General features: G+C 49.0%; 13 protein-coding genes and 1 pseudogene. All 14 read right to left on the bottom strand.

Annotated elements, in window-relative coordinates; translation table 11 throughout:
• Positions 1-6: 6 nt before the first annotated feature.
• Positions 7-606 (bottom strand): hypothetical protein, encoded by a 600-nt coding sequence (locus ACTNB8_RS09825; RefSeq protein ID WP_195549149.1) that lies wholly within the window; start codon positions 604-606, stop codon positions 7-9.
• Positions 603-1,415: a hypothetical protein gene (locus ACTNB8_RS09820; RefSeq protein WP_195549150.1), complete on the bottom strand. Its 813-nt coding sequence runs from the start codon at positions 1,413-1,415 to the stop codon at positions 603-605. The genes ACTNB8_RS09825 and ACTNB8_RS09820 overlap by 4 nt, the downstream gene beginning before the upstream one ends.
• A 3-nt stretch (positions 1,416-1,418) precedes the next feature.
• Positions 1,419-2,384: a DUF3991 domain-containing protein gene (locus tag ACTNB8_RS09815; RefSeq protein ID WP_441054248.1), complete on the bottom strand. Its 966-nt coding sequence runs from the start codon at positions 2,382-2,384 to the stop codon at positions 1,419-1,421.
• Complete coding sequence (gene metK, locus ACTNB8_RS09810) at positions 2,384-3,544, bottom strand: methionine adenosyltransferase (RefSeq protein ID WP_195549152.1); 1,161 nt, start codon at positions 3,542-3,544, stop codon at positions 2,384-2,386. Before metK ends, ACTNB8_RS09815 begins: the two co-directional genes overlap by 1 nt.
• 155 nt (positions 3,545-3,699) lie before the next feature.
• Positions 3,700-4,524: a class B sortase gene (locus ACTNB8_RS09805; protein ID WP_441054246.1), complete on the bottom strand. Its 825-nt coding sequence runs from the start codon at positions 4,522-4,524 to the stop codon at positions 3,700-3,702.
• Positions 4,490-5,071, bottom strand: a complete 582-nt coding sequence (locus ACTNB8_RS09800; RefSeq protein ID WP_441054244.1) for a gamma-glutamylcyclotransferase family protein — start codon at positions 5,069-5,071, stop codon at positions 4,490-4,492. The genes ACTNB8_RS09805 and ACTNB8_RS09800 overlap by 35 nt, the downstream gene beginning before the upstream one ends.
• Positions 5,064-10,337 (bottom strand): SpaA isopeptide-forming pilin-related protein, encoded by a 5,274-nt coding sequence (locus ACTNB8_RS09795; protein WP_441054242.1) that lies wholly within the window; start codon positions 10,335-10,337, stop codon positions 5,064-5,066. Before ACTNB8_RS09795 ends, ACTNB8_RS09800 begins: the two co-directional genes overlap by 8 nt.
• Positions 10,338-10,421: 84 nt before the next feature.
• Positions 10,422-11,378, bottom strand: a complete 957-nt coding sequence (locus ACTNB8_RS09790; protein ID WP_441054240.1) for an amidoligase family protein — start codon at positions 11,376-11,378, stop codon at positions 10,422-10,424.
• Positions 11,368-12,657 carry a DNA (cytosine-5-)-methyltransferase gene (gene dcm, locus ACTNB8_RS09785; RefSeq protein ID WP_441054320.1) on the bottom strand — a complete coding sequence of 430 codons (1,290 nt, stop codon included), beginning with the start codon at positions 12,655-12,657 and terminating at the stop codon, positions 11,368-11,370. The genes ACTNB8_RS09790 and dcm overlap by 11 nt, the downstream gene beginning before the upstream one ends.
• 87 nt (positions 12,658-12,744) lie before the next feature.
• Entirely contained in the window at positions 12,745-13,296 is a 552-nt protein-coding gene (locus tag ACTNB8_RS09780; RefSeq protein WP_441054238.1) for a hypothetical protein, read from the bottom strand.
• A 151-nt stretch (positions 13,297-13,447) separates the two neighbouring features.
• Positions 13,448-13,732, bottom strand: coding sequence for a plasmid segregation centromere-binding protein ParR (locus ACTNB8_RS09775; protein WP_441054236.1), 285 nt, complete (start codon positions 13,730-13,732; stop codon positions 13,448-13,450).
• Positions 13,729-14,637, bottom strand: a complete 909-nt coding sequence (locus tag ACTNB8_RS09770; protein ID WP_441054234.1) for a ParM/StbA family protein — start codon at positions 14,635-14,637, stop codon at positions 13,729-13,731. Before ACTNB8_RS09770 ends, ACTNB8_RS09775 begins: the two co-directional genes overlap by 4 nt.
• 259 nt (positions 14,638-14,896) lie before the next feature.
• Complete coding sequence (locus tag ACTNB8_RS09765; protein ID WP_441054232.1) at positions 14,897-15,520, bottom strand: hypothetical protein; 624 nt, start codon at positions 15,518-15,520, stop codon at positions 14,897-14,899.
• A gap of 128 nt (positions 15,521-15,648) precedes the next feature.
• Positions 15,649-16,128: pseudogene (locus tag ACTNB8_RS09760) on the bottom strand (DUF4240 domain-containing protein); the annotation flags it as partial.
• Positions 16,129-16,252 lie beyond the last annotated feature (124 nt).

The raw sequence follows: 16,252 nt of genomic DNA, 5'->3' as shown, positions 1-16,252 counted from the left end.
TTTCCTTTATCGTTCTCTATCTTCTCTTTTATTTTTTCCCTTCCGGTATTCCTCTGGCGGCTCCAGTTTCCGCTGTTTTACCAGCACTTCCCGTTTTCCCTCCTTCAGAATGAACATATCTTCCGTGCGGTTTACGTAATGTTCTCCCTCAAAGATATTGTCATTGACAACAAACCCGCCGCAGACGGTCCCGTAAACATTGCTCTTTCCCCCAATCAGCGGGGACTGGCCATTGTCTGACTGCTGGACTACCGCATTTCCGGCGAGCCTTGCATCCTCCTTCAGTTCGCCACTGAAAAAGCTGCTGTTCCCCTCTGCCATTGCCCGCTCAAACATTCTGGCATCGCCGCCCACCAATGCACTCCCCCGTGCCACGGCGCTATCAAACATCCGACCGTCATCTGCAACCGCAGCTTCTTCACAGCAGACCGCCTGATCATAGATCCAGCAGGTTCCCTCCTGGGACAGATTATCTTCTGTCTGAACATATCCTCCAAGCATTCCAGGACTGACCTGTTCATTTACCTGGCGTATAGCACGGATACGGTGCAGCCATGGGTACTTCGGGTGCGCAGCCTCTGTAATTTCATATTTCTTCTGACTCATCGGCTGGTTCCTCCTTTCTCCAGTTTTTTATGCGGCTTTTCCTTCTCCTGTCTCGGCACACTCAATTCCGTTTCCACATATTCGCTGATAATCCCAAGAGCCTGATAATAGTTGCCACAATTCTGCACTCTCTGAGACATCTCATCTGCTTCTTTGCTCTGCCCGTTTCTCACAAGGAGCCTTCTTGCATCTCCCATAATGGAAAAAATATTGCCATCATGCCCAAGCAGTTTCATTTTCGGCCGGCGCACCGCTTTTTCCCCCTTGCCATCCTGTTTTTGGATTTCCATCTCCGATGCCTGCCGGAAACGGAAATTTTTGTTGCACTGCCAGAAATGAACATTTATATTCCCGCCATCCACACGAATGTCTCTCTGCTCAAATCCTTCTCCCCACCCGTCACTGTACTGGCCGGTAATGTATTCACACAGTTTCGTCAGCTCATGGGACTCCAGATAATCATTTAACTGGAGTGTCGTACAACCATACAAAACATGGTCTACTTCTTTTACAGACACTACAGCACTTTCCACCTTTTCTTTTATGGCTGGATTGCCGTCAAAATACTGCATCAGATTGCAGGGTTTTCCATCCACGCTGCCAAATGTATTTTCTTTATCCACCATTTTCTGAATGGCATACTTGTACTGCACAAGATCGCCTCCATCCAATGGCATTCTGCCAGAATCCTGATCCCACACGCCATCATCTTCCTCCAGATCGTCCCAAACACTTTCATCCGGAATAAATTCTGCTGTCAAAGGTGTCAGCAGTTCTATCTGCATGTTTTCTTCCTGTTCCACCAGCATCACCTACCTCTCCGGTGCTGTACGCACCTTTTTCTTTTCTTCCTTTTTCATCTTCGCCAGATCCGCATAGTCCGCCCCTTCGATCTGTGGCAGGTTCTCTATGATCCGATAGGCAGCTCCGTAGGCTTTTTTTAGATTGGCACATGCCCATCGCCCTGCAAAATCGTTATCCGTACAGATCTCGATTTCTTCAATCTCCGGATGCTTTGATAGAAAATACTCCAACGCAGGCGGATTCTTCATCTCCCGGTACACTTCCCCCTCTTTTGGGGCGCTGATCCCGCCAAGCTCCAGACGGTATTTATCCAGACTGCCGCCCTCCAACGTCAGATGGGCCAGTGCGTCAATACAGGCTTCATAAACCGCTACCCGCTTGGAATCCTTTTGGGGAGGCACACAAAACGCATACGCTTTTTCACTTCCTTCCTGCTCAATCTTAAAGGATTTTTTCCCATTATCATAAATCCCTCGAAGAAAAGCATACCGGGCTTTCCCGTTTTCATCCCGTCCAACGAACACAGCGTTATGATATGGTCTGCTCTCATAGAGGATTCCCAATCTCAGGCAGTACCGGATGGCGGCCTCGCTGATGCCTCTCCCGGACAGGTATTGCAGAATCCTGCGGTTGTTCATGTTCTTTTCCGGCAGCACAAACGGTTTCCTCTCCGGTGGCGGAACTTCCTGCGGGATACAGATATAATTTCCTTCCTGCAGCAGACTGACCGCTTCCATAAAACTACACCCATCTACCTGTGTCAGAAACCGCAGGGCACTGATGCCACCGATATCCCTCGATTTCCAGTGCCATTTGCTGGTTACTTCGTTAATCTTGAAGCTGTCATGATCCGTCAGTTCCCATTCATTGACCGTCCTGGTTTTCTTAAGACGGTAAGGCTGGTTCTCCCTCAGATACTCATACGCCCGGATCTTCTTCAGTTCCTGGATCTGTTCTTCACTGACCCATGGCATTACATGACAGTATTCCGCAGTGCTTCCACCTTATCTGTCCGCTCCCACGGAAATTCCTTTCTTCCAAAATGCCCATATACCGCAGTCTGTTTAAAGATCGGCCGCTTTAAACGCAGCGTATCCATGATCTGGTTCGGTGTCAGGGCGAACACCAATGGGATCGCCGCTGCAAGACAGTCATCCGCACAGATTTTTCCTGTTCCAAAAGTATCCACCTGCACCATGACCGGCTGTGCCACGCCGATGGCGTAAGCAAGGGACACCTGGCATCGGCTGGCAAGGCCGGCGGCTACCATGTTCTTGGCAATATACCTGGCCATATATGCGCCGGAGCGGTCTACTTTCGAACAGTCTTTTCCAGAGAAAGCCCCGCCGCCATGCGGAACAATACTGCCATAAGTATCCACCATCAGTTTCCGTCCGGTAAGGCCGGTATCCGCATCCAGTCCGCCGCAGACAAATCTCCCTGACGGATTGATGTAAACAGCCGTATCTTCATCCGCAGGAAGCAGCCGCAGAGCTGGAGTCAGCACCTTGTTCCTGATCTCCTGCTCCAGCTTCTTCAGGTTCTTATCCTTTGTATGCTGGCAGGACACGACCACACTGTCCAGACGGACTGGCCTGCCATCCTCATATTCCACTGTTACCTGTGCCTTTCCATCCGGCAGGATCCCCTCAATAAAATGGCTCCGCCTGCTTGCCGCCAGTTCCCGGACAATCCGGTTCGCCAGTACCACGGGCATCGGCAGAAACTGCGGCGTCTCGTCACAGGCATAGCCGATCATCACGCCCTGATCCCCGGCGCCATTCTCCCAGCCTGGCTGGTTGGGCGGAAGGCCGCAGCGTTTCTCCCTCGAACACTCCACGGCTCTTGCAATATCCGGACTCTGCTGGTGGATCAGCGCATCCATCTGGATGTTATCCGCACAGTATCCCACATCCGAAAGCACCTTTTTCATAATCCCAAACACATACGGTTCATGGGTACTGGTAATCTCCCCGGCTGCCAGGATCATCCCTTTGGTTGCCAGCACTTCACAGGCTACCCTTGATTCCGGATCAAACTTCAAACACTCATCCAGAATGCTGTCTGCGATCAGGTCGCACAGTTTATCCGGATGCCCTTCCGTGACAGATTCTGCTGTATATAATCGTTTCATAATCAAATCCCAACCTTTCTTTTTATAAAAGGCGGGATACATCCTGATCCCGGACATATCCCGCCTTACTGACATTTTTATTTCTTATATTCTTTATTTTTATCCATCAAGCACAGGACAGTAATACATCTCCCATAGAGAGATTCCTGCAGATGTTAAGAACCGGGTTCCCGAACAGCCACTACGATGTTCCTGGCACCATTCCATTCATACGAACACGTTACCAGCGTAAGCACCTGTTTCACGTCATCCGCTGCAGGATTTTTCCCATTGTCGAACAGTTCCAGGTCTTTTGCCTGCGCAATATAGGAAAAAAGCCCGTTTGGTTCCTGAAAAGAAACCTGCTGGAATGGGAACATAGAGACATCTGCTTTCAGGACTGTCACGACAGTATAGACAGATACGCCACCCATAGTCTGGAAAAGAACAGTCGGATGTTCCTTGCAGTAGTCGTAAGATGCATATCTGTCAAGGTTCCCGAACATTACACCGCTGTTCATGTTATGCCCATATATGACAAGATTCTCCCCTTCCCGGACATCGCAGTTCCATTGCAGAAACAGGCTCCCATTGATATCTGATTCGCCTTTATAATTCCGGCGCAGATAATATTCCGGCTCATCCGCACTGCCCTGGAGGACAGGATAATCGATGCCTGTGTCTGGGATTGCAAGCCACCCTTTCACATCCGGGTATTGTTCCTGTAAGGCTGCGAGATCCACGAGGGGCGGCACAGTGCTTTTTTCCCCAGCTGGCTGTCCTTCCCCGGAGGTTTCCTCCGGAAGATGTTCTCCCGGAAAATCATCCTTCAGTGTCTCTGCCAGTTCCCGGTTTTCTTCCGGTACAGCTACCATGTGATAATACAGGATCCCCGCGCTGGTACAAAAAACCAGAATCAGGAGCAACTGTAGGAGCCAGCGGATGAAAGCCTGATATCTGCATGGATCACCGCTCCCATCCCTTTTTCCTGCTTTTTGCATTCCTGGCTTTCACTTCCTTTTCTGTCCGGCATACGGCATCCATGATCGGCTCCGTTGGAATCCCATTCTGTTTGCACCCCTCTATGATCCCATGCAGATAAAAATCCGATGGCCGGGCCGGGTAGTCTTTATGGGGTACATTCATGACATACACCATGCACTTATAGGCGGTTCCATCTTCTGCCCTGACATGGATGGTTTTCTTCCCATACAGGTACGGATATCCTTCATACCGGTTCAGGCTCTTTTCACACGCCCCGGTGATCCTCCATAAAACGCCATCCACATGGCTGCCCTTTTCCGGCAGGATCGTTGCCACGCCGCTTTCAGGATTCTGGCTGCAGAAAGCAAGGCGGTAATCATCCAGCCGGACATTTCCCACTACCTCTGCGGCCGGACACCGAAAGTCCATCTGATCCAGGTTCATATTGCTGCCATAGGCAAAATACAGTTTCTCTGCCAATCTGCCACCTTCTTTCTGATTTTTGTTTAAAATATAGGAGCCCGCATCATGGCAGGCTCCCATCGGTTCATGGCTGTTAACCATTTTTACGCTTCTTCTTTCTTCTGCTTACCGCAAATCCGGCTAATCCGGCTGCAGACAAAAGCATCAGGATGGCCGGGATCCAGAGGTTCGTCTCATCCCCTGTTTTCGGCACATCGGTTGGCTTTGCCTCATCCTTCATGATAACTTTCTGGATTTCAGCGGTATCTTTCACTTCAAAGGTAATATCCTCGGCTACCAGATAACCATCCGGCGCCTGTTCCTCACGCAGAGTGTATGTGCCGATTGGCAGTTTTTCAATATAATGCGGCTTATCGGAAGATACCCAGCTCTCCACTACCTTTCCTTCACTGTTGAGGATCGTCAGCTTCGCTCCCGGCAGTTCTTTCTTTCCGGTGATATCCGTCTTGCTGATCTCCACTTTGGTTACATCGTCCTCCATCTTGACTTTCTGGATCTCCACGGTATCCTCAATGGTAAATTCAACACGTTCTGCTGTCACATATCCATCCGCAGGTTTCGTTTCGACCAGTGTGTAAGTCTTGCCGGCTGCCAGTTCTTTGATCACATGGGGTTCTTTTTCAGACACCCATTCATCCACGATTTTACCGGATTCGTCAACCACCTGAAGCTTTGCCCCCGGCAGTTCCTCCCCGGTGGTTAAATCCGATTTTGTGACCTCCACAGTGGTCGGCTCATCCTCAAAAGTAAATGCATAGGAAATTTCCGCTGTATCCTCGCCCTGATATTCAAACGTGAATTCTTTTACCTCATCTGTCGTTGCGAAACCAGCCGGGGCATAGAACTCTTTCACATAATATTTTCCATCTACCGGGAGATCTGCTACAAAGGTAATCTTCCCTTCTGCGTCCGTAGACTTCAGTTCAATGACTGTATCTGCTTCGATCAGGACTTTCCCCGATGCAGACAGGATATCTTCTTTCGTGTAAAGCCCGAAGATCGCTCCCTCCAGCACACGGTCGCTGTCCTTTTCTTTCTTTAATACGGACACGACCGCCCTCTGTCTGTTGTTCTGCCAGTCCTCATCATATACTACGACCGGGGTATCCTGGTCACGGTAAGTAAGGTCCACATATCTCGGTTCCCCATCCAACACATAGCCATAAGCTGTGCCGACTTCAACCACATAGTATTTTCCGACAGGCAGGTTCTCCACTTTTGCGATACCCATTTCATCGGTTGTAACCGTCTCAACCAGTTCATCCTTTTTATAATGATCTTCACTGACGCCATCGGCTGCTTTGATATCCTCAGCTGCGTAGATTTCAAAAGTAACATCCGTCAGGTTCCCGGTAATATAGTTAAAGATATGCTCTACAACTCCCTTTACCTGGCTGACTAATGTCACACTGTCAAGGAATTCTCCCTTTTTATTGACAATCAGCGTTGCCGTTGGCACCTCATCCTTCATCTCCACTTTCTGGATCTCGGCTGTATCTTCCACTGTAAAAGTGATATCCGTTGTTTTCAGGTAACCGAACGGCGCAAAGGATTCGCGCAGTGTATAGGTCTCTCCAGCTGTCAGACGCTTAATGACATGTGGCTCATCTTTTACGGATACCCAGCTGTCAACCGTATTTCCGTCTTTATCGATGACAGATAGGGATGCGCCGGAAAGTTCCACGCCTGTGGTGATATCCGATTTCGTGATCTCGACCGTTGTCGGCTCATTCTTCTTTACGGATTCCAGTTTCACGACCGGGATATCCTGTCCCTGATAGGAAGCGTCAAAGGTGAGGATTTCATCCGAAGATACGAATCCGGCCGGCGCTGCCAGTTCTTTCACATAATACTTTCCGAGCGGCAGATCAAGCGTAAAGGCTGCCTGTCCTTTTTCATCACTGGTTACCGTTTCCAGAAGGGTGTCTGCTATTACGAGAATCTTGTCACCGGATACGATATCCTCTGCATTATAAAGGCCGAACTCGGCTCCCGCTATAACCGCTCCGTTTTCTGCGTCCTGCTTCTCTACCGTGATGCTGACTTTCTGCCTGTCATTGGTAAACTCTGCAGTTTCTGTAATGACCGGGGTGTCCTGCCCTTCATAGACAAACTCCACTTCCTTTGAAGAAGCATTCAGGACATAGCCTTCTGGCGCAGTCACTTCTTCGATCCGGTATTTTCCAAGCGGCAGGTCCTCTATCACTGCCTTACCTTCCCCGTCTGTTGTCACGGTCGCTACCAGAGTGCCGGAAGCATACTCCAGATTGCGGTTCCCGGATTCCCCAGTCTGATGGTCTGCGGTGTAGATATCCTCTGCAGCGTATACCTTAAATACAGCGCCTGCAAGGTCTGCCGCCTCATAGTGGAAATCCTTATCAAATCCGGACAGCACTTCCCCATCCTTATGGATGACAAGTTCACCCTTTGCCGGATGGTTCTCATAGGCCACTTCGATGATGGCATCTTTGCTCACGCCATCCACCTGATATGCGGTATTGGAATCCACTTTGATTTCTACATAGCCTGTATTTAACGTATATCCGTCCGGGGCTGTCACTTCCTCGATCCGGTAATTTCCCGGCTGCAGGTTCTCCGGCAGGATCAGGTATCCTTCCTCATTGGTAAAATAGGATTTATGCACGGTGGTATGCGGATATGTTGTTACCTGTTCCACATATTTCCCGTTATCCAGATCGTAGACCTTAAATTCCGTATTAGGAACCAGCACAGGCTGTTTGGTCTCATCGTCTTTCTTGATGATCTTTAACTTCGCTTCGAACTCATCGTCCAGCAGTACCCGCCAGATCTGCGGTTCGGTTTTATTCTCCGATATCGTCACCATAAAATCATCCACCGGGGTGAAGTTATGCGGGGTTGTTGTCTCACGCACGATATAAGTCCCATAAGGGATTGGGATCGAGCATGCATAGCCCTTTTCATCGGTAAACATCTCTGTTTTTCCATCTGCGGTCAGCACGATCGGCTCTGCGGATGCAAAATCATAGGAACCGTCCGCTTTGGTTTTCAGGCTGCTTACAAGGTATGCGGAAAATCCGGCGCCGGATAAAAGATCCGCATCCGTCTTGCCATTATTCGCCGCTTTGATCACCTGGAACGGCTGCTTGATCACCTGTTCCGGGGATTCTGCGGTACGTTCCACGGTTTTCACCTTGTCACCCTCATAGTTTACATCGATATCATGCTCTTTTTCATCCGCAAGGTATCCAACCGGAGGGGTAAGCTCTTTCACATAATATTTTCCGAGGTACAGGTCCTCCACGGATGCATTTCCCTTTGCGTCCACAGTCAGTGTGGTAATCTGGGTACCTGCTTTATAGAGGACGCCTGTCTTTCCATCCGGATGCACGATATCCTCACGGGCAAACAGTCCATATACTGCACCCTCAAAGACCGCATCGCCCTGTGTCACTTCCCCTGTTTCTTTATCTTTCTTTACCAGATGGATCGTGCCTCTGACACGCTCATCCGTCACATTCTGTGTGACAGTCTTCCCAAGCACAAGTTTTACGCCATACGCCTTGGTATCGATCAGATACCCGGCTGGGACAGAAATCTCTTTCAGATATACGGTGTCCTGTGTCTTTGTAATCATCAGGCTGGAAGCGCCATTGCTGTCAGTGGCCGGCATTTGGGCGATCAGCTTCGTACAGTCTTTGTCACTGTAAATGCCATATACAGCACCTGCAAGCCCGTTTCCTGTCTGGCTGTCCTTTTTAATGATCTCAACGGTTGCCACCTTTACCCAGCTCACTTTGAAATCTACATATTTTTCATCATCCACACCCTCGCCAAATACAAGGGCCAGGTCCTGTGTGCCGGATCCGGTGGTGATCTTATAAGCACTGAAATCCTTGGTGATGCTTCCCTTCATCGTAACGCTCCAGGCATCCTTTACATCCTCTGCCTGTGTCAGCGGTGCGGAAAGATAGAACTTTGTACCGCCGCTTACTTCCACGCTTGCGCCTGCCGCACTGGTCTTTCCGGTCGTTACGTTATGGAATTTGACGCCTTCCGGCAACTTCATGGTGATCGTCTGCAGCGCATCCGCTTTAAATGTGATCTCTTTTGTCCGCTGCGAATTTCCGTCAATATATGCGGTCACATCCGCATCAGAGAAGGACATCGCTACATCCGGGATATCCGGCTGGCTCACACAGTAATTGTAAAGTTCCATTGCCAGCGCCTGTCCGGTGGAATTCGTACCAGAAAAAGCGTCACCGCTTCCATTGGCATAAGCAGCCGCCAGATGGGTAATGATAAAGCGTTTTCCTGTGGAAAAATCCGGATGTTTCTCATCAAAGAACCCATTCTCACCACTGGCTTTCGTTCCGTAATAGCATACTTTTGCCAGCGTCTTTCCATCCGAGAGCTTGTTGATCGTGTACACGCCATCTCCCGGTCCCGGCTTGGATGGCTGCACACAATAAGCGGTTGCAGTGATATTTCCAAACTGAACCGTGTATGGGCAGGTCAGATAAGTGCCAAGGCCATAATCTGCATAATAATACCAGGAGCCTTTTGTTACCGTTACACTTAAATTCCCGGTATTGGCTCTCGCAGAAGCCATAAAGGTAACGCTCTCCCCTGCTTCAAGCGAAAACAGCCCGACTTCTTCCTCCACGGCCTGCTCCATAACATCGGAAACAGACAGACCGCTTTCCTCATCCACAGTATCCTGCGTTTCCGCTTCTTCAAGTGCTTCATCCAGCTCTGTCTCCGTTAATCCCTCTGTCTGCAATGAACTATCCGGCTCACCGTCTGTCTGCGGTTCCGTCTGTAGCTCTGTCTGTTGTTCTGTCTCCTGGCTTTCCGTCTGCGAGGCATCTTCCCCGTCATCCTGGGATTCTTCTGTCTGCCCTGCGTCCTGGCTCTCAGGCTCTGTTTCCACGCTGCTGCGTAAGACGGCTCCTGTATCCTTTACTGACACGTTTCGGCTGATCTGGTAAACAGGATGATCCGTAGTCTGTGGCTCCACATAATAGACCGCTTTATAGGTATCGGCATGGTCTGTGGAAAAATCTTCCCCTTTTGTATTTTTCGCTTCTTCAAATGTGACTTTTACTTTGTTTTCATCGATGATGTCGATGCCCGTAAAATCAAAAGTAATGTCAAAATCACTGCCGACCTCCACCTCATAGTCATGTGCCGTAACCACTTCATCCTCATCCAGCTGGTCTTTGACTTCCTCATACACCGGGGGCTTCTTTTCCTCCTGGCCTGTTTCTGCAGCAGAGGCAGCCAAAGGTGATAAGGCTCCGGAGAGGATCGTTACCGCAGCCAGCAAGCCGGATACGATACGTTTCATATTTCTTTTCATTTTCATGATCTGTTCATCCTTTCAAAAAATAAGCCGGAAAGAGGGTTCTCTATCCGGCAGGTTCTGTTTGTTTTCTATTTCATTGTCATGTTACCGGGGTTCCTGCCCCCGGTTTCTTTGCTGTAAGCAGGCATACTGGCTCTTGTCATAACGCCACGCCCGGTCACCTTCCAGATTCTTCAAAAGGTGTTCCCGGACATTTTTATATTCCGGCCCGATCAGCCCAAGCCTTAAAAGAAATGTACGGAATGTAAATGCGGGATTTTCTGATATCTCCGTTTTCTTCATCTGCGTGCATTTCTGGTTGATGGCCTGCGCCGAGATCGCCAGTGCCAGCGTGATGTTCGCCCGCACCTGCCCCGCATGAAGCGTGCTTTCAAAACAGCGCCATTCCAGTGTCCCTTTTGAGAACACCGCATGCAGGTTCAAAGCATAATATCTTGACCAGTTGTAATGCTCATTGCTGCCATCACCGCCCTCATACCATGCCCTTTTAAATTTTTCCATCGTAATCGTGCTGTTTGGCATCTTCCGGATCTTTTCCAGCACAGCCGGGCGCACCTTCTGGCAATAATCCCGCTCCCTGGAAGTCTGCACTTTCAGTGCTTTGAACAGGATATCTTCTTTGGAATACATGATCGTCATGGCATTCTTCAGGCTCCTTGGCGTGTGGTTGGAGGCATCCACATGAACATGCTGGCCGCAGGAACTATTGACAAAAGCCCCATGATGGCGCAGGCACCGGACAACTTCCTGCAGCTTTCCCATTTCGGAATACTCCAGTTTCGGGCTTACCATCTCAGTTGAATACTCCCCGTCTGCCCATACTTTACGGCCTGCCTCTTTTTTTTCAGTATGGATACTGCCATCCCTTGAGAACTTCCATTCCTTTCCCTGCTGGTCACGCACACACCACGAATCATACGAAGTCCTGTGGTAATAGTCTGTACCAAACATTTGTGCAACAGCCTTTGCCGCACGCAGTCTGGTGATGCCCGTCATCTCAATCTCTGTACCAAAATACTGATCCCGAAGATCAATCGACATAAACAGCATCCTCCAGTCTTAGTTCTTCGTCCACCGCTTTCAGGTTCCTGCCAATGGCTTCGACAACCGTCACAGTCACGCCATTCCCAGCCTGCTTGTAAAGCTGCCTGTCAGACATACCCGCGATCATCCGGTCGATCTGGCTGTCATAATAGCCCTGCAGCCGCAGACATTCCCTGGGGATCAGCCTGCGGATCCGTCCATGATAAACAATGCCATGGCGGTCTGTAGCCGTGATCGTAAACATCGGTTCCTCCGGCTCTTTCATCCTCCGGCCATTCTGCCTTTTCTTAAGCCTGTCCGGTGTCAGGATTGCCCTCGGTCCTGTCTCAACAAGGACACCGGAACTCTCTCCCTTATGCTTATGGATACTGGAATCCTGCCTTGTATTCAGACAGCGGGCATGTTCCGTCACAAGCGGCGGAACAGACAGGTCCACAAAGTGAACCGTTCCCTGCTGGCTCTCCGTTGTCAGTGTATGGGCGATCTCATGCCCGACTCTCCCCCTGCGGGTGTTTAAGTTCGCATACCCAAGGTCAATGCTGTCACCGGGGTATGCCATCTTGTATCCTTTTTTCGTATTCTCCTTGATTGGGATCCCCACTTCATAAAGCCCGGTCTTACCTCCCATGCCCCCGGCCTGTGAAGTAAGCGTGCAGCTTACTCCGGCGGGATCGTAGACTCTTTTTCCCTGGCTTCCTGCAAGGATTTGTATAAGAGCTGCTCCGTTTGGTACTGGGACAGGTAATATTTTTCCGGCACATCTTCCATCAAGATATCCGATAAGATACACCCGCTTTCTTGACTGCGGGACTCCAAAATCCTTGCTGTTAAGCACCTTCCATTCGACATGGTACCCCAGCTCAGAAAACGTGCCGAGGATGGTGTGAAACGTCCTCCCTTTGTCATGCGATAAGAGTCCGGGAACATTCTCAAGGAGAAAATACGCAGGTCGTTTGTCTGCAACCAGTCTGGCAGCTTCAAAGAACAGGGTTCCTCTGGCATCGCCAAAGCCTCCACGTTTTCCAGCGATGGAGAAAGCCTGGCAAGGAAATCCTGCGCATAATAGATCAAAGTCCGGCATGGCTCCTGTTTCAATTTTTCTTGCATCGTCACAATACCACTCCCCTTCCGTATCGAACAGCCTTCGGTAGTTCGTGTCCGCATAAGAGTCCATTTCGCAGTGTCCGACACATTCAAAGCCCCCGGCACGCTTAAGCCCTTCACGGAATCCACCGATTCCGCTGAATAAATCAAAAAATCGAATCGTTCCGGCTATCCGCCTCCTTTCTGAAAAAAAACGGCATGGCTGTCTGCCACACCGTTTTCTCTGTTTCTGATCTGCTGTTTTCCATGTATCTGCTGATTATGCTCCTACCAGTTCTTCACCCTCATCATTTCCTTCTGGTTCATCCAGCTCTGCTCCAGTATCCTCTGGTTTCCCGTCTGGCAACACTGCTTCAGATTCTTCGGTCACCTCCACTTCTCCGGTTTCCGGTTCTTCCTCAGTTTCTTCCGGTTCTTCCCCGGCACCCTCCGGTTCTTCTTCGATGCCCTCTGGTTCTTCCTCAGCCCCTTCTGCATCTTCCTGCTGGGACGCCGCAATTTCTCTTTCCCTTCTCGCATTCTCCTGCTCGTCCTCTATTTCCCTGACTGCTTTCTCGATGATGCTTATAAGAAAATCCTTCTGTTTGCATCCCTTCCATGCGACTACTGCTTTGAGCCTTCCGAATAATTCCTCTGTTACCTGTACTGCGATTGTTCTTGCTGCCATCTGGTCCACTCCTTTTTCCATAAAATGTTCTTCGATTACCTGTTGCAGAAATTCTGGTGTGCTGATCCCACGCTGTTCGATCTCCCCTCTGACCTTCGCATGGAGTTCTACCGGGATCCTGCCGCATATGTTCTTCATCTCCATCTGCGCTTTCTCCTTTCGTTTTGTTATACACACCATACTCCAAAGATGCATACAAAGCTATTCACAATACCCAACAAACATCGGCTCCAAGATCATTGCATAACCAACAATACATAGATGTATCTATACTTTCAAAACAGCACCACCTCCTTTACATCCCATCCTCCATCGCAAAAAGAAAATCCAGCATCTGCGCCGGAATTTCATCTGCTTCTGCCTGCACCGGGTTCTCAGACACAAAATGCATATTCTGGAGTTCTTCCCGGATCACCTGGCGGATCATCACCACCATTTTTTCACTGTCCGCAGACTGTAAGATTGCCTGAACCAGAAAAGCATTTTTTTGTCCATTAGGAACACCCTGCAGGATTTCCCATGCCCGTTTATGCTCCGGATCATCCAGTGTCGGACGGAACGAAAAAACGGGGCGGCTCACCTCGCGCACATCTGCCCCACAATCCGTTCATATCCGGCAGCGTTGGCTTTTACGTCCGTTAGGTAAAAAGCCCTACAAAGCCCGTCCTGCGGTGTCACGTGGCGTCTTACGATGGTGGATCCGCCGCCCATAAAAACGGAGGGGATTGCCCGCAGGTCAAAGCCTGCCTCCATAATGGCAGACAGGATTCTCTCTGTATAACTGCGCCCATTTTTCTGGATGATCTCTTTGGCTTTCGGATCCAGGCTGCAGCTGTTTCCATTCAGGACACGCTCGATCTGGATATCTGTCACAGACAGCCCGGTACTCCTGCGCACCTGTTCCATCGTTTCATCGATACAGCGGATAACGCCAAGCTCAAGGCTGCGGCAGGTAGCCGCATTAGGAACAGTATTATCCAGCCTCATCAGGTCCACAGTCCAGCCGCCAATGTCCACCAAAAGAACAGACGGCTCATCCCGGACGTATTCCGGATGGAGAGCAAGCGCAGAATAGCCCTGGGGGAACAGTTTCACATCCTCAATTGTCAGTTCATACGCTTCATTTTCGTATCGGAAACAAAGCGGCTGCTCCTTCCGGAACAGATACTGCCGGAAAGCCGTCTTTTCCCTTCCAAAACCTGCAAGCGGCAATCCGGCTGCGAGGATAATCTTTCCTTTTCTCTCTGCCCGGCGGTATTCAATCTCCTGTGCCAGTGCTGCCATAGTCAGCAGATAATAATTATCATTGGCGGTCTTATCTTTCATAAGCGTCTGGCGTCCGGTACCACAGACATAATAATTCCCCGCATACTGCAGCACGTTCTGCATCGTGTATGGCTCATAGTCATACCGGGACAGTCCTGTTGGGAAACAGATATGCGGGGTTTTCATGGCATAATAGCCATGGTCAATTCCTATAATCATAGGATCACATCCCTTCTATTTAATTTTTGAAACTGTGGGGTTCTTTGAACACCCGCTGTGGAAAACCTGCCGGGAAAGGGAGTGCCTGCCGGCGGCGGGGATTTTTTCCCCAGCTGGTTAAAGTTTCCAAAAAAAGCGGCAGCCAGGACTTTTTGAAAAAGCCTGCCTGCCATCATTTAAAACTTTCCGTATCATGGTGCGGGATTTGATTGTACTGAGTCGGATTTTTATGATTCCTCATCACTGCATTCTTTTCCCATCACAGCCCCTGCCTTTCTATCAGAAATGCCAGGATATCTTCCAGCGCATACTGGTAGATCAAATCGGCGTATCGGCTCCAGCAATCATTGATGGAGCAGGTAAGCAGGTCAACCTGATCCATGATATCCTTGGGTGGATTCATAGATTTTAGGATTTTATCCTGCTGCAGCGATTTTTCCCGCCTTTTCTGATATTCTTCATCTTTCTTCAGGAATTCCATCTCTGCATCGCTGGTCCTTGCCTCTATCAGCATATCCGCCAGTTTTTTCTTTCTTGCCATATCTCCATCCGGATTGATCTCCTTCTGGATGCTTCTTAACATCCGCCCGTAAGAAAATACATTGGATTGTCCATAATAATAGTGATATTCCTTTTCCAGACGCTCCATGTCATCCTGATTAGACAGGTATTCTTTTAAAGCATAGTGTTCTTTTTCGTTTAAAGTAACTGCTCCATCCCCATCTACCGCTTTCAGTAACATTGGATAATCTCTGATCAGTTTCTCCTGCCGTTTTTCTATATCCTGGTATTCCGGGTGTTCTTTTCTCAGATAATTTACAATCTGCTCGCCCACTTTCATTTCTATGGCATCCATCCACAGTTCTTCTAATTGTACGTGCATACTGCTCCGCTCCCTTCTTATTCATTGTGTTCTATCAAGCACTACACTATACCATTTTCGGCTGAGAAAGCTATTCACAGAATGCAACAAGATTTTCTTCCTCAGATCGTGCAAACTACCTATTATCGCTATCTGGATGGATCGTTTTGCTTTTGGGGTTTATCCCTATTTTTTTGTTTCGCCTTTTTAAGTTTCCGCACCTCAACTGCCCCTTTTTCTACCATTGCTTTCAGCTCCGGCAGTGAAGTATTCCAAATGGAAGAATCTTTGCTGAAAAAGCGGATACCATGCGTTTTCATAATTATGTCACCTATTTCGGGATATACTGTAACCACATCCGGTGGCTGCAATGGATACTCAATCAGGGGATGATATTTAATCTCCCCGGATATTTCCTCCAGCACCCTTTCTTCCATTTCCGGTGTGCAATCTTCATAAGCACTCCGTCCGGTCAGTTCATGATAGGCTTCATCCCCAACATAATTAAGTGCTTCAAATGCACAATCTCCATACTTTTCTACCTTTGCTAAAGAATCCGGATTCTCCAGTGCTGCCATATAGATATTTTTTCCCTGTGCGATCAGCCATGCTCTGAAATCAATAAATCCATCATCCGAACATTATAATGAACCCATAAATTAAGACAAAAAAATCATTGTTTCTAAGTTGGATTTCCCGTATGATTTTTATAACGAAAGGAGTCCAACTATGGCAAGACAACAACATTCACCA

This window comes from Blautia sp. HCP28S3_G10 (genome assembly GCF_052065235.1).
Lineage (GTDB): Bacteria > Bacillota > Clostridia > Lachnospirales > Lachnospiraceae > Blautia_A.
This window is presented reverse-complemented; position numbering and strand designations above follow the sequence as displayed.

What these genes read in the sequence shown, in the direction of transcription:
- ACTNB8_RS09825 (WP_195549149.1), bottom strand. Translation starts at nt 606, where the DNA reads ATGAGTCAGAAGAAATATGAAATTACAGAGGCTGCGCACCCGAAGTAC.
- ACTNB8_RS09820 (WP_195549150.1), bottom strand. Translation starts at nt 1,415, where the DNA reads ATGCTGGTGGAACAGGAAGAAAACATGCAGATAGAACTGCTGACACCT.
- ACTNB8_RS09815 (WP_441054248.1), bottom strand. Translation starts at nt 2,384, where the DNA reads ATGCCATGGGTCAGTGAAGAACAGATCCAGGAACTGAAGAAGATCCGG.
- metK (WP_195549152.1), bottom strand. Translation starts at nt 3,544, where the DNA reads ATGAAACGATTATATACAGCAGAATCTGTCACGGAAGGGCATCCGGAT.
- ACTNB8_RS09805 (WP_441054246.1), bottom strand. Translation starts at nt 4,524, where the DNA reads ATGCAAAAAGCAGGAAAAAGGGATGGGAGCGGTGATCCATGCAGATAT.
- ACTNB8_RS09800 (WP_441054244.1), bottom strand. Translation starts at nt 5,071, where the DNA reads ATGGTTAACAGCCATGAACCGATGGGAGCCTGCCATGATGCGGGCTCC.
- ACTNB8_RS09795 (WP_441054242.1), bottom strand. Translation starts at nt 10,337, where the DNA reads ATGAAAATGAAAAGAAATATGAAACGTATCGTATCCGGCTTGCTGGCT.
- ACTNB8_RS09790 (WP_441054240.1), bottom strand. Translation starts at nt 11,378, where the DNA reads ATGTCGATTGATCTTCGGGATCAGTATTTTGGTACAGAGATTGAGATG.
- ACTNB8_RS09780 (WP_441054238.1), bottom strand. Translation starts at nt 13,296, where the DNA reads ATGGAGATGAAGAACATATGCGGCAGGATCCCGGTAGAACTCCATGCG.
- ACTNB8_RS09770 (WP_441054234.1), bottom strand. Translation starts at nt 14,637, where the DNA reads ATGATTATAGGAATTGACCATGGCTATTATGCCATGAAAACCCCGCAT.
- ACTNB8_RS09765 (WP_441054232.1), bottom strand. Translation starts at nt 15,520, where the DNA reads ATGCACGTACAATTAGAAGAACTGTGGATGGATGCCATAGAAATGAAA.